At 49.9% G+C, this 23,045-nt stretch carries 21 protein-coding genes and 1 tRNA gene; 9 read left to right on the top strand and 13 right to left on the bottom strand.

What is annotated here, in order from left to right; translation table 11 throughout:
- Positions 1 to 18 precede the first annotated feature (18 nt).
- Genes ACHZA2_RS01795 through ACHZA2_RS01785 form a run of 3 tightly spaced genes read right to left on the bottom strand, consistent with a single transcriptional unit; the run spans position 19 to position 4,204 of the window.
- The gene (locus ACHZA2_RS01795; RefSeq protein ID WP_319578275.1) at positions 19 to 1,890 is read right to left on the bottom strand and encodes an amylo-alpha-1,6-glucosidase; all 1,872 of its coding nucleotides are present in this window, start codon (positions 1,888 to 1,890) and stop codon (positions 19 to 21) included.
- A complete protein-coding gene (locus ACHZA2_RS01790; RefSeq protein ID WP_319578274.1) occupies positions 1,809 to 3,071 on the bottom strand; it encodes a glycosyltransferase family 4 protein in 1,263 nt (420 codons plus the stop codon). Before ACHZA2_RS01790 ends, ACHZA2_RS01795 begins: the two co-directional genes overlap by 82 nt.
- Positions 3,071 to 4,204 (bottom strand): glycosyltransferase family 4 protein, encoded by a 1,134-nt coding sequence (locus ACHZA2_RS01785; RefSeq protein ID WP_319578273.1) that lies wholly within the window; start codon positions 4,202 to 4,204, stop codon positions 3,071 to 3,073. Before ACHZA2_RS01785 ends, ACHZA2_RS01790 begins: the two co-directional genes overlap by 1 nt.
- Positions 4,205 to 4,464: 260 nt before the next feature.
- Here ACHZA2_RS01785 and ACHZA2_RS01780 point away from each other — a divergent pair, with 260 nt between their 5' ends.
- Positions 4,465 to 4,725: a hypothetical protein gene (locus tag ACHZA2_RS01780; protein ID WP_319578272.1), complete on the top strand. Its 261-nt coding sequence runs from the start codon at positions 4,465 to 4,467 to the stop codon at positions 4,723 to 4,725.
- 38 nt (positions 4,726 to 4,763) lie between these two features.
- Here the strand turns inward: ACHZA2_RS01780 and ACHZA2_RS01775 are convergent, their stop codons facing one another.
- The gene (locus ACHZA2_RS01775) at positions 4,764 to 6,209 is read right to left on the bottom strand and encodes an alpha-amylase (protein WP_319578271.1); all 1,446 of its coding nucleotides are present in this window, start codon (positions 6,207 to 6,209) and stop codon (positions 4,764 to 4,766) included.
- 161 nt (positions 6,210 to 6,370) lie between these two features.
- On the opposite strand from ACHZA2_RS01775, the gene ACHZA2_RS01770 reads away from it, so the two are divergent.
- Positions 6,371 to 6,835 (top strand): hypothetical protein, encoded by a 465-nt coding sequence (locus ACHZA2_RS01770; protein ID WP_319578270.1) that lies wholly within the window; start codon positions 6,371 to 6,373, stop codon positions 6,833 to 6,835.
- Positions 6,836 to 6,843: 8 nt separating this feature from the next.
- Here ACHZA2_RS01770 and ACHZA2_RS01765 read toward each other — a convergent pair whose 3' ends face one another.
- Both ACHZA2_RS01765 and ACHZA2_RS01760 read right to left on the bottom strand, forming a co-directional pair.
- Positions 6,844 to 7,416: a deaminase gene (locus tag ACHZA2_RS01765; RefSeq protein ID WP_319578269.1), complete on the bottom strand. Its 573-nt coding sequence runs from the start codon at positions 7,414 to 7,416 to the stop codon at positions 6,844 to 6,846.
- Complete coding sequence (locus ACHZA2_RS01760) at positions 7,364 to 7,672, bottom strand: hypothetical protein (RefSeq protein ID WP_319578268.1); 309 nt, start codon at positions 7,670 to 7,672, stop codon at positions 7,364 to 7,366. Before ACHZA2_RS01760 ends, ACHZA2_RS01765 begins: the two co-directional genes overlap by 53 nt.
- A 115-nt stretch (positions 7,673 to 7,787) precedes the next feature.
- Between ACHZA2_RS01760 and ACHZA2_RS01755 the strand changes: the two genes are divergently transcribed.
- Positions 7,788 to 8,048 carry a pro-sigmaK processing inhibitor BofA family protein gene (locus tag ACHZA2_RS01755; protein WP_319578267.1) on the top strand — a complete coding sequence of 87 codons (261 nt, stop codon included), beginning with the start codon at positions 7,788 to 7,790 and terminating at the stop codon, positions 8,046 to 8,048.
- A gap of 235 nt (positions 8,049 to 8,283) precedes the next feature.
- On the opposite strand, the gene ACHZA2_RS01750 is transcribed toward ACHZA2_RS01755, so the two are convergent.
- The 7 genes from ACHZA2_RS01750 to lonB form a co-directional block, all read right to left on the bottom strand.
- Positions 8,284 to 8,973, bottom strand: a complete 690-nt coding sequence (locus ACHZA2_RS01750; RefSeq protein ID WP_319578266.1) for an MBL fold metallo-hydrolase — start codon at positions 8,971 to 8,973, stop codon at positions 8,284 to 8,286.
- 213 nt (positions 8,974 to 9,186) lie between these two features.
- The gene (locus tag ACHZA2_RS01745; protein ID WP_319578265.1) at positions 9,187 to 10,803 is read right to left on the bottom strand and encodes a hypothetical protein; all 1,617 of its coding nucleotides are present in this window, start codon (positions 10,801 to 10,803) and stop codon (positions 9,187 to 9,189) included.
- A gap of 17 nt (positions 10,804 to 10,820) precedes the next feature.
- Positions 10,821 to 11,648, bottom strand: coding sequence for a tetratricopeptide repeat protein (locus tag ACHZA2_RS01740; protein ID WP_319578264.1), 828 nt, complete (start codon positions 11,646 to 11,648; stop codon positions 10,821 to 10,823).
- A gap of 69 nt (positions 11,649 to 11,717) precedes the next feature.
- Positions 11,718 to 12,485, bottom strand: a complete 768-nt coding sequence (locus tag ACHZA2_RS01735) for a type I 3-dehydroquinate dehydratase (RefSeq protein WP_319578263.1) — start codon at positions 12,483 to 12,485, stop codon at positions 11,718 to 11,720.
- Positions 12,485 to 13,771, bottom strand: coding sequence for a metallopeptidase TldD-related protein (locus ACHZA2_RS01730; protein WP_319578262.1), 1,287 nt, complete (start codon positions 13,769 to 13,771; stop codon positions 12,485 to 12,487). The genes ACHZA2_RS01735 and ACHZA2_RS01730 overlap by 1 nt, the downstream gene beginning before the upstream one ends.
- Positions 13,761 to 15,095, bottom strand: a complete 1,335-nt coding sequence (locus tag ACHZA2_RS01725) for a TldD/PmbA family protein (RefSeq protein WP_319578261.1) — start codon at positions 15,093 to 15,095, stop codon at positions 13,761 to 13,763. Before ACHZA2_RS01725 ends, ACHZA2_RS01730 begins: the two co-directional genes overlap by 11 nt.
- Complete coding sequence (gene lonB / locus ACHZA2_RS01720) at positions 15,095 to 17,140, bottom strand: ATP-dependent protease LonB (RefSeq protein ID WP_319578260.1); 2,046 nt, start codon at positions 17,138 to 17,140, stop codon at positions 15,095 to 15,097. The genes ACHZA2_RS01725 and lonB overlap by 1 nt, the downstream gene beginning before the upstream one ends.
- 85 nt (positions 17,141 to 17,225) lie before the next feature.
- Here lonB and ACHZA2_RS01715 point away from each other — a divergent pair, with 85 nt between their 5' ends.
- From ACHZA2_RS01715 to ACHZA2_RS01690, 6 genes are all read left to right on the top strand, one after another.
- The gene (locus ACHZA2_RS01715) at positions 17,226 to 18,071 is read left to right on the top strand and encodes a ribose-phosphate diphosphokinase (RefSeq protein WP_319578259.1); all 846 of its coding nucleotides are present in this window, start codon (positions 17,226 to 17,228) and stop codon (positions 18,069 to 18,071) included.
- Entirely contained in the window at positions 18,055 to 18,594 is a 540-nt protein-coding gene (locus tag ACHZA2_RS01710; RefSeq protein ID WP_319578258.1) for an NOB1 family endonuclease, read from the top strand. The genes ACHZA2_RS01715 and ACHZA2_RS01710 overlap by 17 nt, the downstream gene beginning before the upstream one ends.
- A gap of 22 nt (positions 18,595 to 18,616) precedes the next feature.
- Entirely contained in the window at positions 18,617 to 19,213 is a 597-nt protein-coding gene (locus tag ACHZA2_RS01705; protein WP_319578257.1) for an orotate phosphoribosyltransferase-like protein, read from the top strand.
- A gap of 79 nt (positions 19,214 to 19,292) precedes the next feature.
- Complete coding sequence (gene thsA, locus ACHZA2_RS01700) at positions 19,293 to 20,879, top strand: thermosome subunit alpha (RefSeq protein ID WP_319540502.1); 1,587 nt, start codon at positions 19,293 to 19,295, stop codon at positions 20,877 to 20,879.
- A gap of 78 nt (positions 20,880 to 20,957) precedes the next feature.
- Positions 20,958 to 21,040: transfer RNA gene (locus ACHZA2_RS01695), tRNA-Ser, on the top strand.
- Between the two features lie 149 nt (positions 21,041 to 21,189).
- On the top strand, positions 21,190 to 22,935 hold the full coding sequence (locus ACHZA2_RS01690) for a histidine kinase N-terminal 7TM domain-containing protein (protein WP_319578256.1): 1,746 nt from the start codon (positions 21,190 to 21,192) through the stop codon (positions 22,933 to 22,935).
- The last annotated feature ends 110 nt before the right edge of the window (positions 22,936 to 23,045 follow it).

The following is a 23,045-nucleotide window of genomic DNA, read 5'->3' as shown; positions in this document are numbered from 1 at the left end:
TAGATCAATAATCCTAATTCACGCAAAGAAGTAATTATCATCCTCCTCCTTTTCCGACACCACCTTTTCTAAATGTCTGATAACCGTACCTCTCGCCCTGATTAGTTCTGCAATACTCCATGCCTGACAGATCGTTCCGGCAGGCTGATGTGGGGCATCCCCATCAAAGATCTCGGGAAGCATTCCTGCCCCGTCGGTCAGGAAATACTCCCAGAGCGGTGTAATCACTGACTTTATCTTCTCATGATCTGTCCCATACTGGATCAGGGCGTCAAGGTAAAACCCGGTCTGCCATGGCCAGACCATCCCGTTGTGGTATGAGATGTCTCCTCCATACCTGCCGTGGTATCTGGCAGAGGCTGGCGAGAGTGTTCTCAAACCATACGGTGTGAGCAGTTCTCTCTCAATAACTTCCAGAGCCCGGTGTCCGTCATCAAACGGGAGAAGTCCAAATGCAAGTGCGATGATCTGGTTTGATCTGACTGATGGATCGGAGGGATTGAGCACGTCATAGAGACATCCCGTCTCCGGGTTCCAGAACTCCTGAAACTCTGCCAGTGCGTCCCTGGAACTGACCGGGGTTGAGAACTTCAGGTACTCCATCAGTTCGAGGGCAAGTATCCATAGTGCGTTTATCTCGACAGGCATCCCGGTTCTGGGAGTTTCCTGAGTATCCATCCAGGTTGTTCCCTCCCTGACTGTAATCAGATTCCCATTGAATGACGCAATCTCACTTTTGGGGTACTGGCTGATGAGCTCTTCGATTTCATGCCTGATGGTGGCAACAAAAGGAGAACCTGGAAGTTTTTGTATATACTGAAAGAGCGCCCAGAAGAACCAGAGTGTTGCATCAGAGGAGTTATACGAATCAGGGAACCGGTTCAGCAGCAACCCATCCCTGCGATGGGCAAGATGCCAGCGAAATACATCCTCTGCCTCCCTGTACCTGCCGGTCTCAAGAAGCAGCCCGGGCAGACTGATGAAGGTGTCTCGCCCCCAGGTCTCGGTAAACCAGTGATAACCCGCAAGGATCTCACTTCCCCTGATGCAGAGCCGGGATGCATGGTCAAGGATATCCCAGCTCTCTTGTGACTCCTGGATCTGGTTGGATTCAGGTATGGCATCCTGGGGAGCAAACCTGATCTCAACGATTCCATTTGTGACAGCACCGGCAAAGTAGCCCGGGGAGATGAGATCCTCCCGTCCATTATAACCCCGCTCCTCATCGCGTGGATACCATACATTCAGGTACTGTTGCCTGTCGTCAGTGAAACCGAGATCAGATCTGACTGCACAGCCGTTCAGTATCAGCGATCCCTCACTTGTACTGGATTTTTCCTTCTGTTCGCCGGATAAATTCTGCACACTCCTATTGGTCATAAGTGGCCGTATCATCAGCGATACGGTTCCTGTAATCTCATACCTGATCGTGAGGCCTCTGTCAAGGACGAGTGACCTTCGAATCCTGGCACCAGGGATCGCAAATACCTGGATCACCGGGTACAGGGATGCACCAAGTGTCCAGGGAAGCCCGCCGTCCACGAAGGTATCACCCCAGTATCCTGGTGAGAGTCTGATCCCATTCGCTTCTTCATGGAGAGCACTCAGAAGTATCCTGTCCTTCTTCACGAGGAGGCCATGATATCGCCGTGTATTTCCTGCAAATGATGAGGAACAGTACATCTCCCCATCTGCCATCAGGAACTCACGAGCCCCTGCGATATTAGGATCCCTGAGTTCACGTCCATACCTGATCCTGTCAGGAATAACTTTCAGATCTTCAATATCTTGATCTGGTTTCAGATCTATCACCCTACTGCCTGCATAGCGCAGCCCGGATTCTTTATCTTTCTGTACACAGCAGAGGTCCGGGCAGCTGCTGTATCCCATGTGAACTGCCTGATCACGCGGCTTCGCCCGGCTCTTCCGAACCTTGCCATCATATCCTGATCACTGAGGAGTCGCACGAGATACGTTGCGATATCATCAGGGTCCCACGGATTTATATGATATCCGCACTGGTCTGGCCCATCTGAAACCACCTGCTCACGCATCCCGCTTGTTCCGGTTGCCCCGACCACAACAGGTCTTGCCATTGCCATGGCCTCGATGCAGACGATTCCGAACGGCTCGTACTTTGACGGGAAGACTGCGCAATCACAGGCTGCGTAGAAGAGCAGTCGCTCCTCTTCGGTTACAAGACGGGTGTGCATCAGCACATGCCGGTCAACTCCGAGTGACCTGATCAGGTCACGCAGTTCTCCCTCCATCTCACCAACGCCAAGTATGATCAGTTGTGCATCAGGCACATTTTTAAGAACCGCAGGCATCGCCCTGATCAGTTCGTCAGGTCCTTTCACCTGCGTCAGCCTGCCGATGAAGAGGATCAGATTATTCTCCCAGATTCCTGTCTCTCTCCTGAACTCCTGGATCATCTGCTGGCTGAATCGTTCAGGGTTGTACTTCACAGGATCAACGCCGTTGTAAATCACCTCGATCTTCTCCTGATCGTATCCGTTCCTGACCAGTTCATCTTTCATGGCATATGAGACGGTCACCATGAGATCTGCAGTTTCAGCAGCAAGTCTTTCGATCAGCTCAACAACTGCAGATCCTTCATCTCTCCTTCCTTGTTCGGTTGAGTGAACATGAAAGACAAAGGGGATCTCAAGGTTACGTTTTACCAAAACTCCGGCGATGGCCGAGAGCCAGTCATGGCAGGCGATGAGGTCAAACCTTGCACCGCTTCTGTGAACCCTTATCAGATGATCAGCTGCAAGCTGGTTGAAGAGTACAGTCTCAAGAAAAAAGTTCTGGTCAGCAGGTGCCCATCCCTGGACATCGAGAGGCGAAAGCACCGGAAGGATATCATGGATATTCATCAGTTCGGGGCGGAAGACCGGTATCCCGTTCCATGTTTCGTGAACCTGATCGCTGCCTGTATTACGGGAGCATACTGAAATATCGATCCCGTTCTTTCTGAGTCGTGGCATCATCTCCATGGCGTACGTGCCAAGGCCACCCCTGAAGAACGGAGGAAATTCGTCCACTACACAGGCGATCCGCATCATCAGGTCTCATGATACAGATTCAGAATCTGGTCAGCGATAGAGTCCCAGAAGAACCGCCTGTCAACCTGGTTGTATCCTCCTCTCCCGAGCCGTATCCTTTCATTCTGATTCTCGAGGTAATGGTTCACACCCCATGCTATTCCATCTGCATTCGGTTCCACAACAAGTCCGGTGACCCCGTGCTCAACGTTCTCGGCAAGCCCGCCGACCCTTGTCACAACCACCGGCCTGTTCGCACTCCATGCCTCAAGCAGAACAATTCCGAACGGTTCGTTCCTGCTTGGAATAACCACAATGTCGCTTGCATGAAGAAGCCTGACGTACTCTGAGTCAGTGATGAATCCCGGGAATTGTACCGGCATTCCCTGTGTCCTGCTGATCAGCCAGTCCCTCATTCCTCCGCTTCCCGCAAGAATGAACTGTGCATTCCAGAACCTGTTGAGGATCTGAGGCATTGCATCAACAAGAAGATCAGGCCCTTTCTGGTACACCATCCTTCCAACAAAGAGGACAAGCGGAGCTAGATAATGGACTCCGTAACTCTCCTTAATCGCTCCCTGATTAATGCTAACATCGAACTGCTCTTTCACAACCCCGTTGGGAATAACCCTGATCTTGTTGGGATCAACCTTGTACAGATCAAGTACCTCCTGGCGGAGTTGTCCGGAGACTGCAACACAGCGTTTTGCTATTAGCCCTGCATACCATTCCTTTCCACAGATTTCGTGGTATTCCCACCAGTCTCCGTGTATCCCTCCGTTTCTTCCAAATTCGGTTGAGTGATAGGTGAAGACAGTCCTGCGATGTTTGAGCAGATCCAGTGCCTCGACCACATGCCAGTCATGGAAATGGAGGATGTCAAATGGTTTCTCATCGTACTGATAAAACCGCTGAACCAGGCCATGTGAGAGATCGGAGCAGTACTCCACCACGTTTGAGCCATGGGGTCTCCAGACGTGATAGAAGACACCACTCATCTCAAAGTCCTGGTCACCCCTGGTGAAGTAGTGAACCTCATGCTTTTTTGCAAGCGACTGTGCGAGGTACGTTGCAGCGTTGGAGAGGCCTCCAACCCGCTCTGAGTAGAGACTCTCCCAGCAGAATATTGCGATCTTCAACCGTTTTGCACCCAATGCTCTACACCTCCGTTCTTCTTCCTTGTACACTGTGTAATGCCGGTCTCTTTACCAATCCGGCCTCAGCGGAGGTTGAACCGGGAGCTAAAAAAAAGGCAGCAGAAAGCATCTGAATCGTGATAATACCAGGGATCATATACAGAGGATGGATGATGATCCGTTAAATACCTCACCGCACGTTCACTGCTTCTGCGGAAAGAGAAACTTTTTTGCAGAGACATACGAGAATACTTCTCTGTTACCTGGTGAATGGGTCCATGATACCAAGATACCAATATCCAGTAATTGCTGGAATAATTCTTCTGCTTCTGATCTCATCAGCCCTGGCAGATTCCTCTGACCGACTGGTATCAGACAATTTTTCAAGTTCTAGTGCCGGATCTGGACCACCTGATCCCGGGACGCCTGCTCTCCGGCCTGCAGCGATCATGAGCTGGTCTGACGTGACGATGGTCTCCGGTAAGATCAGGAATTTTCAGAAAGAGTTCAGGTATGAGTCAGGATTCACCCATGAATAACTGGATTGCAACTGCATCACTCATGAGCACTCCAATCTTCATGAACTCCATAACTCGGTGCATCTGTTCTGTGCTGCCTGAATGAGATCCTGATGCGAGCGGGCCTGTTCAAGGGCAGATGCCAGAGGTTCATCTCTCACAATATGCCGTGCCCATGCTGCAAAGTCACCCTTCCGGTGATGGAACTCGATCGAGTCTGCAGGAACGATAGAGAGCATCTCTGCAAACTGGTCGAGATCAAATGCCACATGCCCGGTATAACCTACCGGACTTGAGAAGTAGAATGCATTGTCGATGCTGATTGACCTGAGTGGGAACATCTTTGCCTTTTCTGGATCATTTACGATACACTGCTCTTCGTAATCAGCGACAACATCCATGTAGGTGATGAATGCCTGGTGTTCAGGCTGGTGACTGAAGTACGAGTGTACCTCACCGCATGACCCGTTCTTACATGACATGTAGTAGAAGTGATCGCTGATCTGAAGGCATCTCCAGAGCCTTTCGTCACATGCAAACCGTTGAGCCCGCTGGATGGCCCTGACCGCGTTTTTCTGCTTCCTGTTCTCTATCCAGGCTGTTGCATCCTTCTCTGCATCAGCCCATGAGACCGGAACAGGAACCGAAAACTGCTCCCTGACTGGGTACTTAAGGATCTCGGACGGGTTGACCATCTCAACTCCTGAACTCCTGAGTTCAGGACACAGATGCCTGAAAAAATCTAGTATCCCGGTATCAGACCAGTAGTGTTCACCAATAGTCTCGTAGTCGATGAACACCGGGATAAAATCACCTGGTGTCTGTGATACCCAGTGTGCGTATTTGTCTGCAGTCAGCGGCCATGCCTCCCAGTCCCTGCATGTGAACCTGAATGCGATGTCATCTGAGAGTTTGAAGTTTCTCATAATGAGTGGCAGGCCTTCGCATTGGTACAGGAAGTTCGGGCTCCTCCACTTGAGGATGTGGTCTACGCCTTCTGTAAAACAGGCTGAAAATCCCATCTCCCGAACATTCCGGGCAATCCGGTTGTCAAGAATGAACTCCGTGTTCTCAAAGATCTTCGGTGTCACCCCGAAGACATCTTTGAGCATCTGCCTATGCTGTAAAACCTGCTCCCTGAACTCGTCCATCTCCCAGAACAGACTTGATATGCTGTGATAATAGGTCTGGCAGATCATCTCTACTCTTGGGTGATGTGCAGCCTGAACAAAGAGATCAAGCACATCCGGAGCCCATTTCTCCAGTTGTTCGACCAGGACACCGGATATCGAGAATGCACAGGCAAAGCCGTCATCCAGTTCATCGAGGATGAGAGATGTCGCCGGTCCATAACATTTCTCGCAGACCCGTAGAAGGATTTCCTTGTTGGCCGGATCAAAGTACCGCCTGCTGTGATCCTCTTTGTCATCCTCCTGTCCGTACGCGAATCGTTTGTTCAGACGGTATGGCTGATGTACCTCAAAGCCGAGACAGAACTGTTTCATCCGGTTCCTCTCTGATCAAACACGAAAACAGTGTCATCGTTCAACACAAAAAATTGACATTTCGCTGCTATCAGAGAATGGAGCATATAGATGATAATTTTTCATCTGTATATTTATATGTGCCGCAACCCTCCTCTCCGATCTGATTGAACCGCCCGCGGATGCTGAAAAAAGCAGAAATCTTTTACTATGAAAAGAGAGCATGGTATCTGATGGAGTTTGAGGTGTTTCAGTTCCTGGCAGATCCGGTCCTGATCGCCTTTCTTATTCTGACGGCTCTCTCTGTTATCTGGAGGTTTTTTAAGGTATGGATCGCTTCTATCATCACCTGCTCATTGGCTGGAGCCCTGATTGTGGTGATCCTGGTTACGCTCGGTCAGATAGCAGGTGCAGATGACCTGATCAGGTACTTCATAACATCCCATTACCGGTTTGTCGGGTCGTTGACACTCAGTTTTCGTGATATTCTTCTGATGCTCCTTCTCATCATCTCGTTCCAGCTTGCTCTTGCGGGCCACACTCTTGAGATCGAGAAGAAACTGCATGAGCATTTGTACTGGATTCCATGTCGCGGGTGCCATCATTATGAGATGGAGCACACACTTGAAGGTGACAAAGAGCGGTGAATCTCCTGTCAGAGCGTACCAATATCCTCGCTCCAGAGCTCTGGATTCTCCCTGATGAACCGCTTCATCATTGTGATGCATCCCAGATGATTCAGATCAATGACCCTGACTCCATGAGATCGCATGAACACATCGGCACCTTCGAATGTCTCTGATTCTCCTACGATGACTTCTGGTATCTGAAACTGAACCACGGCCCCGGCACAGAGGTGACACGGCATCAGAGTGGAGTAGAGTGTACAGTCTTTATACGATCCGATCCGTCCTGCACTCCTAAGGCAGTCAATCTCTGCATGTCTCATCGGATCATCCTCCTGTACCCGCCTGTTATGTCCCCTCCCGACAATCTCTCCGTTCCGCACCAGAACCGAGCCGATTGGAATCCCTCCTTCAGACAACCCGAGTTCAGCCTCTCTGATCGCCTCTGCCATGAAGGGATCCTGAACTCCGGCGGTGGAAACAGGCGGCTGTCCGAGGATCTCGTCATCAGCCCTCCAGGCCGGATCCACGATTGCAAGAAAGATGAGTTCACCGTCCCCGATGTTCTCGATGAACTGGACCTCTCCGGGAGGTATGTACACGAGTTGTCCTGTTGATATTCGATTCAACTTCGACTCCGATATGCATGAGGCCGGTTCCTTGCAGAATATAGTAGACCTCAGAGGATCTGAGCAGGGTATGGGGAAGGGTCGTCTTCCCCGCAGCAACCCTGGCATGTGCAATACTGTACCTCGTTGAGACCTGGTCAGCAAACTGTTTCGGATGAAAGAGTTCTCCAAGCAGTGACTTGTCCATAACCTCCTGATACGGGAGAGTACTGATATCGGCGATGAGCATACTCTCCGGTACGATCTTCAGGTTTATCAAACGAATGAAAAGTTCGGGCAATATGAGATCCAGTACCCGGCATACCGGCATCCTCATCTATCATACGGGCAGACTCTGAATTACCATGATTGACACTATCGTCCTGATAGTTCTGGGGCTCATTATCCTTGTTGCACTCTGGCATCTTGTTAAGAATGTGATGAATCTTGTCATAAATTCTATAATGGGTCTCATCCTTTTGATTGCAGTTAATTATCTTCATCTCCTGGTTTTTCTGGGAAAGACTGATGTCCCGGTTAACATCATAACGGTGATCGTCTGTGCCCTTGCCGGAATACCTGGAGCAATACTGTTGATTCTTCTTCACATCGCCGGGCTCTACTAGCCCGTTTTTTTTAAATTAATATTTCTCACATATCATTCACGTATTCGTGCCAGAGCATTGCAGAAGATAGCCTTTCACACTGCTCAACAACGTCCGTAAACCAAGAATAGAGGTTATTAATCAATCATATAATTACTATCAGACACATAATCAAACTGAAAGGGAATAAATATGCGAACCCTTAAGGATTACTCCCGAACGAAAGATAGTATGCTGTTAGTCAGCAGAAAAGGTTTCAGAATTTTCTGATGAATTCTGTCATACAATCATGCGCATTATGTATGATTGGATCCCCATGACCGAAGAATAGGCTATTTACATCACATTGTGTCAATTTTCTTATCGATTCAATAGCAATCTCCCATGTCCCCATAGTTTTCATCCTTTCCTGTATTCCCTGTGGAATTGAAATTTTGCCATCAACTCCGAACATAGTATCTCCACAAAAGAGAGCCTTGCGGTTTGGATCCAGAACTGCAATGTTACCGGGAGTATGACCTGGCACGTGGATACATTGGAGCCCGGCAATCATATCACCATCATTGAGGAGGGTATCCGGAGTGAAGGTTATGGTTTCTCCGTGTTTTTGTTTATCTACCTTTGATGGTAATGCCCCCTGTATTTCCTCGGATAGATGTTTCGCGTCCGCAGTGTGAATTGCAACCTTTGCCCCGGTTGCTTGCTGTAATTCAATTACATTTCCAATATGGTCAAGGTGGTAGTGGGTCAGGATAATGGTGTGGATATCATGTGGATCCTGGCCAGCAGTTTTTGTGATATATGACAGGATTTTTTCTTTGTTACCTGGCAGACCAGTATCGATGAGAATAAGTCCGTCTTGTTCGATTAAAAAACAATTAGCGTAGAAGCCGAAATCAATAGTTTTTCCTGCCTCAATCTGTTGAATTCCCTGAATTACTTTCATTGATCCATCCTTTTTCTGTGATTTGTGTGTATTTTTTATCAGATGCTCATACTACTGGTAAAAATAAATATTGAGACTTTTATGGTTAGATAGCCGTTTACATGGCTCTTCCTTATGTATCAACATTTTTGAATGGATATTGGTCCTGAACAAAACTGGCACCAAATACTTGGTTATCGATAATAAATAACGGGGTTAACCCGTCTGTTCGCCTTATGTCTTATTCAAACCCGGGGTTTCATCACTCCCGGTTTCTGACGGGGTGATAATAAGAGCGAGGATCCCTGAATCGGCAGGACCGAAGAAGTCTGAACCGCTGTACACTCCCCGGTAATAGTGGAAACCCGGTGTCTTTGGTACATCCACCATGGCAACGGTTCCGTCACTGCGGGTTGTGAGATTTTCGTTCCCGTTCATGAACCAGGTGAATCCGTCCTCGGAGAAGTACATCTTCACCGGTTCTTCTGCGAGGGGATTTCCATCTGGATCTGAAAGAGTGAAGGTTATCTGGGCCTTCTCATTGACCTGAACTTCCGGTGGGTCGCTCTTTGCAGTGAGTTGTGCAGGAAGAATGGCTGCACTGGTCTCTGCCTGACCTTTTACTACCAGTGGGAGAATGTGTGAGAATAATGGTTTGCCTGTCTGTTCCTTCTTTGATACAACTGCGAGGTATGAAATGCCTGTCAGGTTCGGACCGCTCACATTAAAGGCATAATATCCGTCATCATTGGTTATCGCCTCTGAGCAGTTCCTGTATCTGTCCCATATCCGGTCTGCAAAGTTATACCAGTACAGGTTGAGACGGCCGGCGTCAACTCCATCCCCATTGCCGTCAGAGAACCATCCTGATATCGTGATATTCTCATCTGGTCTGATAATGGCAGCATTCAGATCTACATCAATATGCCTTGTGCCCGTCCGGTCACGTGACATCGGTGCGAAATCATCAGTCTCCTCAAACGGTACAGTTACTGTGCTGCTCACCAGATCCTCTCCCTGGTTGTCTGAAGAAACAGCCCTGAACGAGACCGGTTTTGGTCCGGTCAGGTAATACGATGCGGTGAATGTTCCATCAGCATCGGTTATGACCGTGTCACCAATCTTTGTATATTCACCATCACTGCCTGACTTCTGGATGGTAACAGCAGCATAGGGGAGTGGATTCCTGCCATTTCCTGTGGCAGATCCAGCGAGTGTGATGTTTTCTCCGGAAAAAAATGAGTCAGGGCCATGAAGAGTCAATTCAGATGCATCTGATACCTGACTCTCACTGATATTTCCTGACTCTACTAGTTCAGCTAGATCTTCCCCGTTCTCCCCGGGAGTTTCTGCTTCTTTAAGTTCTGTAGGATCTACAACATTCTGTCTGGTAGCATTGGGCACAGCAGTGATCTCTACTTCGTAACTCTTTGTCAGGTTCTCCCCTTTCAGATCTGAACCTTCAAACCAGGCCTGGTACCTGACGACTCCTGAACCATTCATCAGGTCGGTGAAGGAAAAATCACCAGACTCATCACTGGTCAGGTTGACAACAGGGGTGGGGTTGGTTGCATTTCCACGTGCCAGAATGACTGGTGCGTTTTTTATTGGTCCGAAGATCGAGGATATCGCACCTGTAATGTTCACTTCACTTCCCTGCGGGAGATAATATTGGTCAGGGCTGATTGCGAGGGTTATCTGGAGCCCGGTCAGCATGGTGCTGTTATCGGGAACTGCAAGAATCGATCGCCATTCTTCAGTCGTGTGTTCTGTCAGTGAGACTCCTGATACTATACCTGATGTTAGAACCAGTGTAACAAAAATAAGGAGATGAAGGGGTTTGATCTGCATAATTTACCGTCTCTCTCTTATGGGCCAAGTGGTTTCTCGCCCGGCTGCAGGTATCTGAACTCACGGTACCGGTCTTCAAGCTCCTGAATCGTCCGAGCTACATACTCGTCTGATCGCTTTTCTATCTTCGTTTTTATACCATCGCCTCTGCCCGGATCGAGTCTGACTGCCTGTTCATATCCCTTGATCCCGGGTGTGTAGAGATCAGTATGCTTAAGCGAGACTGATGCGTTTGCACCAGCGGTGGGAATCGTGAGGAGAGCAAAGATCACGTCAGATCTCTTCTCCCAGTTCCTGGCGTCAGTTGGTGTAAGATTTACTAGGATTGAGTACCGGTCATATGCATCAAGATAGCGTGCCTTTTCAAGGGCAATGTCTGCAACCACCGAAAGATACTGTGGCTTGTCGGTCTGGATCTGTAGGATCTGTGAGAATACTGCCTCAGCCTCACTACTCTTCCCGATCTTTATCAGAAGCCGTGCCTTCTTTGTGAGAAGGAGTGGATTGGAGGGATCGAGTGAGATCGCCTGATCGAGTACCTGCAGGGCACCAACGTCATCACCCGCCGAAATCAGTGCCTCGCTTTTGAGCCGGTAGAAATCTGCCTTGTCAGGATGTTTGTTGATGAAAAAGTCATACACAGAGACCGCGGTCATGGGTCGTGCGGTCATAACCGAGAACTCTGCAAGTGCTGTTCCCATGTTCTGGATGAGATCTTCGGGAATCATATTCTGGTACTGGGCAGGTATTACCGTGACCGTTGCCTGAAGAAAGGTTGCCGGCATCAGGACGATCAACACCAGCACTACCAGGAGAATGCCGATTGTCAATCTTCCCAGTCGCATCAGTTCCACCCTGAACGGATCGATCGATATTTAATATATATCAGATTCCTGGTCATAAGTATCTCGTTTTTATGATCGGTGCTGCCTGATCTCGCCGGCAAGCCGGTAAAACGGAGACGGGTCTCCGGAACGTACCGGTCTGCCTTCAAACCAGGTGTCAATGACCCCGGGTGAGAGGAGATGGGCAAGCATACGCATCTCTCTCAGGCTGTACTGGCCGGGAGATGTCGGGCTGTCAATGTAACAATAGGTGTAGAGTGAACCGAACAGGGGCAATAGCGATCGTGCATACCTGCACACCGTCCCGGTGACACTCACGATCAGTGGTTTCGGTGCAGCATTGGTAAACTGCAGAAGAGTCAGCAGGTCATCAGTATCCTGTGGTTGTACTGCGATCTTAGGAATATCACCAAATGACCTGAGTTCATGGTACAGGGACATCAGCTCGTCAGGCGTCAGCATCTCATTGCGATGACATGAGGCGATGGTTGTGATTCCCATCTCCTTGAATCGTTGTGCATGCTCCCTGAATCTGATCTCAATATCAACAATCGTGACAAGAGAGAGAAAAGGCATCAGCCGGTCCATCCAGAGTGCAGGATCTCCGGCAAACGCTCCACCCTCGTCACTTGATCTCAAAGTGAGAATGATCGGCCCCTTGAAGGAGGCAGCCAGCCGGTGAATCTGGTCTTCTATCGGTTCTGTGATCAGATCAAGCCTGATCTCTATCGCATCTGCTTCTTTTATCTGATCTGATTCAAACTGGCGAGGACTTGAGAGTGAGACAGCGGTCTGAATGATGGTATTGTTCTTCTCAACTTCATCCATTCCTGCCATTACGCTCTCCCGACGATACTCACACCTGAAAAGCGTGTGGACGGGAGGATGAGGGGCTCAAGCGTCCGTGTCTCTTCAGAACAGCCCTCAATGTTTTTGAGCATCTCAAACACGTTTCCTGATAGCATTCCGGTCTTGATAGGAGTGCCAAGAGAGCCACCTGAAGCATGGTACGGGCCTGAGAGTTCAACCGAGAAGTCTCCTGACATCGGGTTGGCCGTGTGTGCCCCGATGAGATCGTGGATGTACACTCCGTCATCATCCATAACGTTCATAGTCGGTCCTGATAGGATCAGGTTGTGGTTGCCAATTCCCGGTGCACCATTCATGCCGGTTCTGACTGCATGGCCGGTAGGTTTCACGCCATATCTGTACGCGGTCTTGAGATCATAGGCAAACGATGACAGAATTCCCTGGTTGATGAATGCTGTCTTGTGAACAGGCATCCCTTCGCCGTCCCAGTAGCAGTTGGCGGTACCCCGGGGATCGAAGGGATCATCGATAAGTGAGAACCGTTTGTCCATCACCTCTTCCCCCATCTTATCAGCAAAGAATGACCTGCCGGTATGGACATTTCTTCCTGACAGAGCAGGTATGAATGTTGCCTCAAGCAGGTGTGAGAGAGCGGTCGGCGAGAGGATGATGTCATAGGTACCGGTCTCGATCTCTTTCCCGTCCTTTCCTGTCGCTGCAAAGAAGGCCGCCTGCTCACCGACAAATTCTGGCTTTGCGGCTTTTAGGTTCCAGGCTGAATCGTACTCAAACCCTGTTGACTGCTCGGCGATCATCTCGAGTGAGAGGCTCACATGTGTCTCCTCGGTCTCGTACCATAGGCCGGTGCTGTTGGCAATGATATGGGAAGATCGTGAGAGTGAAACACCTCCACCGGTCACGTCTGCTTCGAAGGATTCGGCTCCCTGAAGCATCCTTGTGATGAGGTCTCTAGCGATTGAAGGATCTGCCTTTACAGCAGGATCGCATGCGAGAGGCTCTTTCGGAAGAGTGGCAGGTCCAGGCAGTCCTTTCCAGTCAACAGGATCAGAGAACTTTCCACTGGCAATCGCAGCATCAAGGCACTGCTGCCATGCATCCTTGTTATCAGTAGAGGATATCCCGATCTTCCCGTCTTTTATTGTTCTGATAACAAGTCCTGACCCTTCAGAGATCGTGCCGATCTCGATCTGTCTCCGCTTCAGATCTGCTGACAGGGCATGGCCGCTGCCCATGCAGATCTCAACCTCGTCAACCAGCTTCTCTGCCGCTTTCAGAATTTTATCAACTGACATCGCACCCTCCAACGATAGCGTCTCTGAGCAGCAGATGCGGTGCTCCGTCTGTTACCGGAACTGTCTGTCCACCTTTACCGCAATACCCCGGGTGTAGTGCCCGATCATTTCCAACAAGGGCTACCGCATGAAGGGTAGAGAGGATCTCACCTGACAGCGAGACGTCCCGCACCATTGATGTGCATTCTCCTCCTTCTACGAGGTACCCGTACTCTGCATTGAACTGGAACATACCCCTTCCCGGGTCAACCTGCCCGCCGCGTGAACCCTTGAGTAGAATGCCGTCTTTGCAGGACTCCAGGATCTCTTCAAATGACGCTTCACCATTCTCGACAAAGGTATTGCTCATCCTGACGATCGGAATATCTCCTGCCATTCCCCGGCAGTGTCCTGATATTCCGTCACCCACTCTGGCAAGTGTCTCCTTTGAATGGAGATATGACCTCATAACCCCGTCTTTGATGATCTCAGTCCGGCTTGTCGCTGAACCTTCATCATCCACCGGGCAGAAACCAAACTCAACGAGTGAGGGATCATCGACGATTGTTATGATTGGAGAGCCTATGGGCTCGCCGATCTTTCCTTTTAGCACGGAGTTTCCTTCCCGCACGAGGTCTCCCTCTACTGCATGGCCGATCGCCTCATGGGCAAATACTCCGCCGAGTTCCGGGTCTAGGATGGCATGCATCTTTCCGCCTTTTGCAGGTTTTGCATCGAGAAGAGCAGCGGCACGGTGAGCGGATTCACGGGCAAGGTCCTGACGGTGCCTGATGTTCAGCCCCTTGATGGTATGATCCCTCTCGTATCCCATCTGGACAACGCCGGCACGGCTTGCAACAGCGAGCACAGAGAAACCACATCTGCAGAGTTCATATCGGTATTCGTTGCCTGATGAATCGGTGAAGTGAATCTCCTCGGCCTTCTCGATGTATGTGACCCTCCGACTTACGATATTCTCGCCTTGAGCAGCTTTTTCAAGGTCCTGAAGGATAGCAACTTTCTCTTCGATTGCGACATTTCTTGGATCTTCGCCGGTCTTGGGGATATGATGAATTTTTGATGGAACCTTTGCGATATCAACCCGTTCGTTGGTGATAAGCGATGCAGTCATCGCCTCTGCAAGAAGTGACCTGTTGCAGTCATCTGATCCGATCTTATCTCCTGAAACCGAGAGAACACCCCATCCAAGATCACCGAGTGCCCTGATGGTGGCCTTGTCATAAAAAGAGGTACCTGCCTGTTCAACCCTGCCGTTGTCGATATCAATCTGGGTTACTTCCCCTCGAACCCTTCTGATATCGTAATATCGTGGCTCTGATGGCATCAGATAACCGTCCGTGGGACTGTGATGTCAGAGCCTAGGATTGACTTGGTGGTTGCATGGGTTATTGATTTAATCCGGTCCAGGAATCCTGCCCGATCCTCGGGAACGAGGGCAATATCGAGAACCTCTTCGATAGAGGTGACAGGAATGATCTCTACCAGTGATTTGTACTCCTCTTCGATGAGTACATCCTCAAGATTTGCCCTCGGAATGATGATCTTCTTGATTCCTGCCTTTGCAGCAGCCTCAATCTTATAGGTTACGCCACCGATTGGCAGAACATCTCCCCGAACTGAAAGTGATCCGGTCATTGCGATATCCTGTCGTACCGGGATCTGTTCAAGAGCACTGATTGCTGCGGTTGCAACCGTCACCGAGGCTGAATCTCCCTCAACACCCTGGTAGGTTCCGATGAACTGAATGTGGATATCTATGTTCCTGATGTCTTTTCCGGTAAACCGCTTCAAAAGTGCCCCGACGTTCTTGATAGATTCCTGGGCAATCTCTTTTAGAAGACCGGTTGCGATGATCTCGCCCCCGTCACCCTGGGCAGGGGTGATTGCAGCCATTATTGGTAGGACCGATCCTGCATCGCTTCCCATAACTGCAAGCCCGTTTACTCTCCCAATCTGCGTTCCTTCAACGACAGCAAGATCGTACTCCCTGGTTCTCCTGATAACCTGGGCAGAGATCTGATCCTCTATAGAGCGGGCAGTCTTTTTGGCCTCAATGACATGAGCACGAGTTGTGAGATCCGCAGATTCCTGTCGCGCCAGGTCACCTGCAACCCTGATAAGTCCTCCCATATCACGAAGACGGAGGGTAAGATGTCCTTTCCTGTTCGACCTTCTTCTGGCCTCATGGAGGACTTCTTCGATACCACTCCGGTCAAAGTGTGGAATCATCCCGTCGTTCTTGATCTCCTGAGCAATGAACCTGATAAACTTCTCCTGATTTTCAGGGTTGTCAGGCATCGTGTCTTCCATGTAGACCTCGTACCCGTTGCCCCTGATGCGTGACCTGAGAGCGGGATGCATCCCCTCAATTGCATCAAGGTTCCCTGCTGCCACCATCACAAAGTCGCAGGGGACCGGCTCGGTTCTGACCATAGCTCCTGATGAGCGTTCGCTCTGACCTGTGATTGAAAACTCACCCTCCTGCATGGCGGTCAGCAGGCTCTGCTGCGCAGCAAGTCCTAGGGTGTTGATCTCGTCGATGAAGAGAACTCCCTTGTGTGCCCGGTGAATGGCTCCTGCTTCCACCCGGTCATGGGCCGGGGTTTCAAGGCCACCTGACTGAAAGGGATCGTGCCTTACATCGCCGAGCAGGGCACCTGCATGTGAACCAGTTGCATCCACAAACGGTGCTGTGGTTGTCTTATCCTGTGAGACGAGGAGTTTTGGCACCATCTGCTCTTCACGCGGAGTGGCATACCTGAGGGCCATGAAGACGAATGCGGCTGCGATGATTCCCATCAGCCACTGGTAGGTGATGAACGAGTACCCGATGATACCGAGCATCAGGATCATGATCAGGGTGTTGCGTAGTTGTGCCTTCTTTCTGGCTTCTGCCTTGTGGGCGGCAACGATCTCCTTTCCCCTGCCTGATTTCACCGTCCTGATGATAGGCTCGTTCGAGTCTTCCGAGTTCGGATATACGAGGATGTCCTGCATCTCTTCTTTGGGCAGGAGTTCGGCCATCGCTTTTGCAAGCATCGATTTGCCGGTACCGGGTGTCCCGATCATCATCACGTGGCGACGCTGGATGGCAGCTTTCCTGACGACCTCCACGGCATGCTCCTGACCTATGACCTGATCGATAAGACTCTCAGGAACCTGAATTATCCGTGATGTACCGTCATCAACTACATCAGTGGATTCTTCTGAAATATTCTGCTGACCTGCCTCACCCTGTTCAGATATTTGGGACTGGACATCTGCAGACTCCGGGTTCTGCTGACCTGCATCCTCTACCTGGGGCCCTGACAAATCTCTCTGGTCTTCCGGAATATTGGTATTTAGCGGCTTATCTTCCTCGGGATCCATTATCGCGTGTACACCTGTAATGCGGTTAATCAGTATTCATTCGGGGACAATTGTTTAAGTACTTTCAGCAAAAGTATAAGCCAGCATGAAGATCATCAGCACCCGGCGGTCTCAGGTTCTTGCCGGCAGAATAGCAGAGATCCTGCAAAAACCGCTGGTAGATGTCAGATGGACCCGGTTTCCTGATGGTGAGATCTACCTGCGTTCTGGTGAGGTCTCGGATCGTATGGTAATTGTGGGGAGTCTGGTTGAGAGCGATGATCTGATAGAACTGCTGCTGCTCACCGATCTCTGCAGCGGTTCAGAGATCACCCTTGTCCTTCCGTATATGGGCTATGCCAGACAGGATAAACAGTTCAATCCCGGTGAGCCGCTTTCGGCCCGGATCATAGCCAGAACACTTGGCTCCGGGGTGAGCAGGGTGATTACCGTCAACCTTCATGAGAAGACGATAATCCCCTTCTTTGGAGTGCCAACTATTGATACCTCACTCGCCGGGGAGATGGCACGTGACATCCGAGAATTATCACTCATATCTCCACTGATTCTCGGGCCTGATATTGGTGCATCAGATCTTGCACGTGACATTGCGACTACAGGAGGTTGGGAGTCTGATCACCTACATAAGGTCAGGCTGTCAGGTACAGAGGTCAGGATAGAACCCAAAGAGATCCCGGTGAAAGGAAGGGATGTTGTGATTGTTGATGATATCATCTCAACCGGCGGCACCCAGGCCACCGCAGCAGCCATGCTTCTTGAACAGGGGGCTGCTTCGATATGCACCGTCTGTGTGCATGGTGTTCTGGCAACCGGTGCTTACACTCATCTGAAGAGTGCAGGAATCAGCCAGGTTATAAGCAGCGATACGATCGAAAGTGCCTGCAGTGGTTACTCTGCAGCCAGGACTATTACCGATGCCCTCACCAAATAATCCTGATATTGTAGATCCCGCCTGTTCAGCAGGCCCGGTTTCAGAGACAGGGTGCAAAGTTCTGGTTTTAGATACCTCAGCGTTCTTCCTCTCGATCCCGCTTGAAGGCAAATTGTATACTGTCCCCCGGGTGGAATCAGAACTGAAGGACCTGCGTGGAAAAGCCAGGTTTTCGGTCCTGCTTGATGGAGGTATGGAGATCAAACCCCCGCTCCAGAAGTCTCTGAAATCTGCAAAGGAAGCAGCAGGAAAAAGTGGCGATCTCCGTGTCCTGTCTGATACAGATACTGATCTGATTGCTCTTGCACTGGAGGTTAAAGGGACCCTCGTCTCTGATGATTTTGCTGTACAGAACACCGCCCTTGCTCTTGGGATTCCTGTACAGTCGATCATCCAGCGTGAAGCGGGTCCCCGGGTCTGGCAGCTCCGGTGCACCGGATGCGGCAAGTACTTTGATCAGATTCCGACAAAAGCCGGTGACTGCCCGATCTGTGGATCGGCATTAAAACGAAAGAATAAATAGATCCCTGCAGATCTCTTTCCAGATGTCTACGATCGAAGATCTCATTCAGAAGGCACGTCTCCTGAGAAGTGAGGGTCACAGCCCCGGTCAGATCGCGGACGAACTCTCTCTCTCCATGGAGACTGTAACCTGGCTCCTCACCCAGGAGAAGGGTGCCTCAACTCCGAAAGATGTCCATATCGATTGGACTACTGTCAGCGGTGATGCTGTCCTGCTTCATGAGAGCAGCATGATGCTGATGTCCCGGTACCGCATGATGCAACCGGAGGGATCCAGCCCGACCGCGTTTGTTGGTATTTCTATATCCGGTATTCCTCTTGCAACCCTTATGGCAGCATCAGAAGGGAGTCGTCTGGCCATTTACCATCCGTCAAAGCACAGTGCTTCCGAGACACCGATGGGTTCAATGAGTGGGAATTTTGGAATAAACCCCGGTGATCAGTGCGTGGTTGTCGATGATGTCATCACATCCGGAGAGACACTTCGTGAGGTTGTGGCATACCTGAAGAGTCATGGTGCAACTCCGCTTGCATGCTGTGTCCTCTTTGATAAGCGCGGAATCAGGGAGATTGAAGGCGTCCCTGTATATAGCCTCTTCAGAATTTCCCGAATAGATTAATCTCCTCTTCTTTTCAGGGTGAATGCGCAACTCATATATAGAACTCTAAATCCACCTGTATCCATACGGAGGATACTCTATGCTTGCGCAACAGCCTGTTATCATCTTACGAGAAAATGTAGAGCGGACGCACGGATATGAGGCGCAGCGCTCAAATATAGCAGCCGCAAAGGCACTTGCCGAGGCTGTCAGATCCACCCTCGGCCCACGGGGTATGGACAAGATGCTTATTGATGGGACCGGGGACATCACCATCACTAACGACGGAATTACAATTCTTGATGAGATCTCGGTACAGCACCCAGGTGCCAAGATGGTCATCGAGGTCTCCCGGACCCAGGACGAAGAGGTCGGGGATGGAACAACCACCGCTGTAGTCCTTGTCGGTTCCCTGATGGAACAGGCAGAGATTCTTCTGAACAAGAAGATTCACCCGACTGTCATCTGTCGTGGATACCGGATGGGAATGACCAAGGCTCTTGAGATCCTTGATAGCATGGCAACCACCGTCGATCCCTACAACAAGGAGATCCTTGCATCAATCGTGCAGACTGCCATCACCGGCAAGTCTATCGAGAACGTCAAGGAGAAGATCAGCGAGATTGCAGTGGATGCAGTCACAGCCGTTGCAGAGAAGAGCGGTAAGAAGGTCATCGTTGACGAGGACGATGTCCAGATAAAGTCCCACAAGGGTTCTTCAATGGATGATGCTGAACTGGTTCGCGGAGTAGTTCTCGAAAAGACCCGTGTCAACCAGGCAATGCCACGTATCATCAAGAATGCAAAGGTTGCACTGATTACAAGTCCTCTTGAGATCAGAAAGACCGAGGTCAAGGCCAAGATCAAGATCAACAGCACCGAACAGGTAGAGGCATTCGGTCAGCAGGAGCGCGAAGCACTCAAGGCAATGGCAGATGCAGTCATCGCAACTGGTGCAAATGTTCTCCTCTGCCAGAAAGGCATCGCCGATGCAGCCCAGTACTTCCTTGCCAAGGCAGGAGTCATGGCTCTTGAGGATGTTCCTGAAAAGGACATGAAGTTTGCTGCCCGGGCCTTGAATGCAACCATTGCAAACAAGGCAGACGATCTGACAAAGTCAATGCTTGGAACCGCTGCTGGTGCAGAGGAGATTGAGGACACCGAGATGACCAAGATCTTCGGAGCCAAGAATCCGAAGACCGTCACTATCCTGCTACGTGGAACCACCACCTACCTGGTCGATGAACTGGAGCGGGCAATGGTGGATGCGACCCGTGTTGTCATGGACACCATGGAAGACGGGAAATATGTGCCAGGTGGTGCAGCAATCGAGACCGAACTGGTTGTCAAACTCCGTGAGTTCGCAGCAACCGTTGGTGGGAGAGAGCAGATCGCAATCGAGTCCTATGCCGATGCCTTTGCAATCATCCCGATCACCCTTGCAGAGAACTCAGGCATGAACCCGATTGACAAACTCGTGGAACTCAAGTCTGCCCATGCTAAAGGGAAGAAGAACTTAGGTCTGAATGTCTTCACCGGTAAGGGTGTTGACATGCTGAGCGAGGGAGTTATCGAACCGCTCCGGTGCAAACGTCAGGCTATCCAGTCCTCAGCAGAAGCTGTCGAGATGCTGCTTCGTGTTGATGACATGATGGTTTCACGCAACGATGCTCCTGGTGGTATGTAATACCCTCTTTTTTTATTCCTTGTCTGGAATCTTCGATATCCTTAAACCTGAATTTGTTCAATTAATGTTGCTATCTGGGCCGAGGTAGTCTAGCCCGGGAAGGCGGTGGTCTCGAAAACCACTGGTGTTTCACCTCGGGAGTTCAAATCTCCCCCTCGGCGTTCGGTGGGTCTGCCCGACTCTGCTTTTTTACAACACTGATTCAATATTCATCAGATATTTAAATAAGTAAGTCGCTATAAAATTCTGATATTGTTACCCGATCAGGATTATCCTTTGCATCATTCTGATCCAGATATTCAGGTTCTGCATGGATTTGTCTTTAATACTGGTCTGGTTCTGTCTCGCCTCAGCGTGCATAACTTATGGGCTTGGCCTTTTTGTTCTCTCTAAGAATACGTCCTCTCCGGTAAACCGTCTCTTCTTTGCTGTTATGGTTGGAGCGGCTTACTGGGCAGTAGGTGAATTTCTCATATGGCATGTGAACAGTTACGAAGGCTCCCTGTTCTGGCTGAAAGCAAGTTCATTCTGGACTGTGGTCATCGCCATGACTGTACACTTCGTCCTTGTGTTCACCAGCCACCCGCTCTCAAGACGTGAACATATCCTCAAGATTCTCATTCTTCTATATCTTCCATCGCTGGCGTTTGCCTGTCTTGAGATCTTTACTGAATCTATCTACGTGGTTTTACCACAGGAAGGGTCTGGATTCTACTATACTCCTGTTTATGACAGTGTGTTGTTTCAGATCGAATCCCTTTATTTCCTGCTGATAATGCTGGGAGTAGCATATCTCAGTATTCAGTCCTGGTACAGATCACAAAAGGCGAGGATTCGCAGGCAATGCGTTCTTCTTAGTATAGGTTTCCTGCTTGTAATCGGCTTTGGTTCCCAATCGGCGTTCTACTTCCCCAGGTATGGGATTTATATCCCCAACCTTGTCTTCATTGGTATAGTTCTCTTCTCGATCATAATCGCATACACCATCCTGAAGTACGGTCTTTTTACCCTTGGACCTGAAACGGTGGCGACCAACATCATCCGGACGATGCCGGATGGACTTGTTCTGACTGATATGAGTGGCACTGTCCTCTCCGGAAACTCCGCAGCTGCAGATCTCTTACAGATAAATCAGGATCAGATGCCAGGAAAGCAGGTGACCTCCCTGATCTCTGGTGAAACATTTTCGCTGATCACAGGGATCGTATCTGAATCTGGAACACTCTCTGATTATGAGTCTGTTCTTTCAGGGTCAGGAAAACCGGTCAGTATTGCAAGTTCCCTGGTGAGAGATCCGGAAGGTGATCCTGCAGGCATCATCCTGATCATACGGGATATTACTGCCCGGAAATCAGCCGAACGGGCGTTACAAATCGCAAATGAGAAGATCACCCTGCTGAGCAGACTGACTCGTCATGATATCAGTAACCTGGTCACTCCTCTGCAAATGTATCTCTCATTGATCAGGGACGATGATAGTGTATCACCTGATAATCCTCACTTTACAGCCTGTATCACCCTCGTGGAGAAGATCGCTCATCATCTTCAGTTTTCACGCCAGTATCAGGAAGTCGGCTCTCATGATCCCGTGTGGCTGAACTTAAGAGAGGTGATTCAGTCAGCAGATTGTGATCTTGCCAATGATACGGTTCAGATCACGGTGAATGTCCCTCCCGGGATGATCTATGCGGATCCACTGTTTCAGAAGGTCATCTACAATCTGCTGGAAAATGCGATCCGCCATGGCGGCAACATCACCAGAATTTTGATTCATGCCATTCAGAATCTTGATCGGGAACTCATACTTACAATTGAGGACGATGGACAGGGTATCAGGGAAGAAGAGAAAGACCTGATTTTTCTCCATGGGTATGGGAAGAACTCTGGTCTTGGGTTGACCATGTCCCGCGAGATATTATCTATTTCTGGTATCACTATCACAGAAACCGGAATCTATGGGAGTGGAGCCCGGTTTGATCTCGTTATTCCGGCAGACACCTGGATACCGGAAACCTCTGATCCCTCTGCCAGTGTGACCGGAGATGACAGATACTGATTGTTTTTTCTCCTGATACTTGCAAAAGGAAGCAGGTATGTAATTCGTGGGCGAATAGATTTTATTTATAAACCCCCTATATTCAACACAACCGGGTTTTACTGGGGGGG

Source organism: uncultured Methanospirillum sp., assembly GCF_963668415.2.
Lineage (GTDB): Archaea > Halobacteriota > Methanomicrobia > Methanomicrobiales > Methanospirillaceae > Methanospirillum.
Note: the sequence above shows the minus strand (reverse complement) of the source record. Positions and strands in the feature narration are given on the sequence as shown.

Coding starts and splice junctions, on each gene's coding strand:
- ACHZA2_RS01795 (WP_319578275.1), bottom strand. CDS start 1,890: ATGGGATACAGCAGCTGCCCGGACCTCTGCTGTGTACAGAAAGATAAA.
- ACHZA2_RS01790 (WP_319578274.1), bottom strand. CDS start 3,071: ATGATGCGGATCGCCTGTGTAGTGGACGAATTTCCTCCGTTCTTCAGG.
- ACHZA2_RS01780 (WP_319578272.1), top strand. CDS start 4,465: ATGATACCAAGATACCAATATCCAGTAATTGCTGGAATAATTCTTCTG.
- ACHZA2_RS01775 (WP_319578271.1), bottom strand. CDS start 6,209: ATGAAACAGTTCTGTCTCGGCTTTGAGGTACATCAGCCATACCGTCTG.
- ACHZA2_RS01770 (WP_319578270.1), top strand. CDS start 6,371: ATGCTGAAAAAAGCAGAAATCTTTTACTATGAAAAGAGAGCATGGTAT.
- ACHZA2_RS01760 (WP_319578268.1), bottom strand. CDS start 7,672: ATGCTCATCGCCGATATCAGTACTCTCCCGTATCAGGAGGTTATGGAC.
- ACHZA2_RS01755 (WP_319578267.1), top strand. CDS start 7,788: ATGATTGACACTATCGTCCTGATAGTTCTGGGGCTCATTATCCTTGTT.
- ACHZA2_RS01750 (WP_319578266.1), bottom strand. CDS start 8,973: ATGAAAGTAATTCAGGGAATTCAACAGATTGAGGCAGGAAAAACTATT.
- ACHZA2_RS01745 (WP_319578265.1), bottom strand. CDS start 10,803: ATGCAGATCAAACCCCTTCATCTCCTTATTTTTGTTACACTGGTTCTA.
- ACHZA2_RS01740 (WP_319578264.1), bottom strand. CDS start 11,648: ATGCGACTGGGAAGATTGACAATCGGCATTCTCCTGGTAGTGCTGGTG.
- ACHZA2_RS01735 (WP_319578263.1), bottom strand. CDS start 12,485: ATGGCAGGAATGGATGAAGTTGAGAAGAACAATACCATCATTCAGACC.
- ACHZA2_RS01730 (WP_319578262.1), bottom strand. CDS start 13,771: ATGTCAGTTGATAAAATTCTGAAAGCGGCAGAGAAGCTGGTTGACGAG.
- ACHZA2_RS01725 (WP_319578261.1), bottom strand. CDS start 15,095: ATGCCATCAGAGCCACGATATTACGATATCAGAAGGGTTCGAGGGGAA.
- lonB (WP_319578260.1), bottom strand. CDS start 17,140: ATGGATCCCGAGGAAGATAAGCCGCTAAATACCAATATTCCGGAAGAC.
- ACHZA2_RS01715 (WP_319578259.1), top strand. CDS start 17,226: ATGAAGATCATCAGCACCCGGCGGTCTCAGGTTCTTGCCGGCAGAATA.
- ACHZA2_RS01710 (WP_319578258.1), top strand. CDS start 18,055: ATGCCCTCACCAAATAATCCTGATATTGTAGATCCCGCCTGTTCAGCA.
- ACHZA2_RS01705 (WP_319578257.1), top strand. CDS start 18,617: ATGTCTACGATCGAAGATCTCATTCAGAAGGCACGTCTCCTGAGAAGT.
- thsA (WP_319540502.1), top strand. CDS start 19,293: ATGCTTGCGCAACAGCCTGTTATCATCTTACGAGAAAATGTAGAGCGG.
- ACHZA2_RS01690 (WP_319578256.1), top strand. CDS start 21,190: ATGGATTTGTCTTTAATACTGGTCTGGTTCTGTCTCGCCTCAGCGTGC.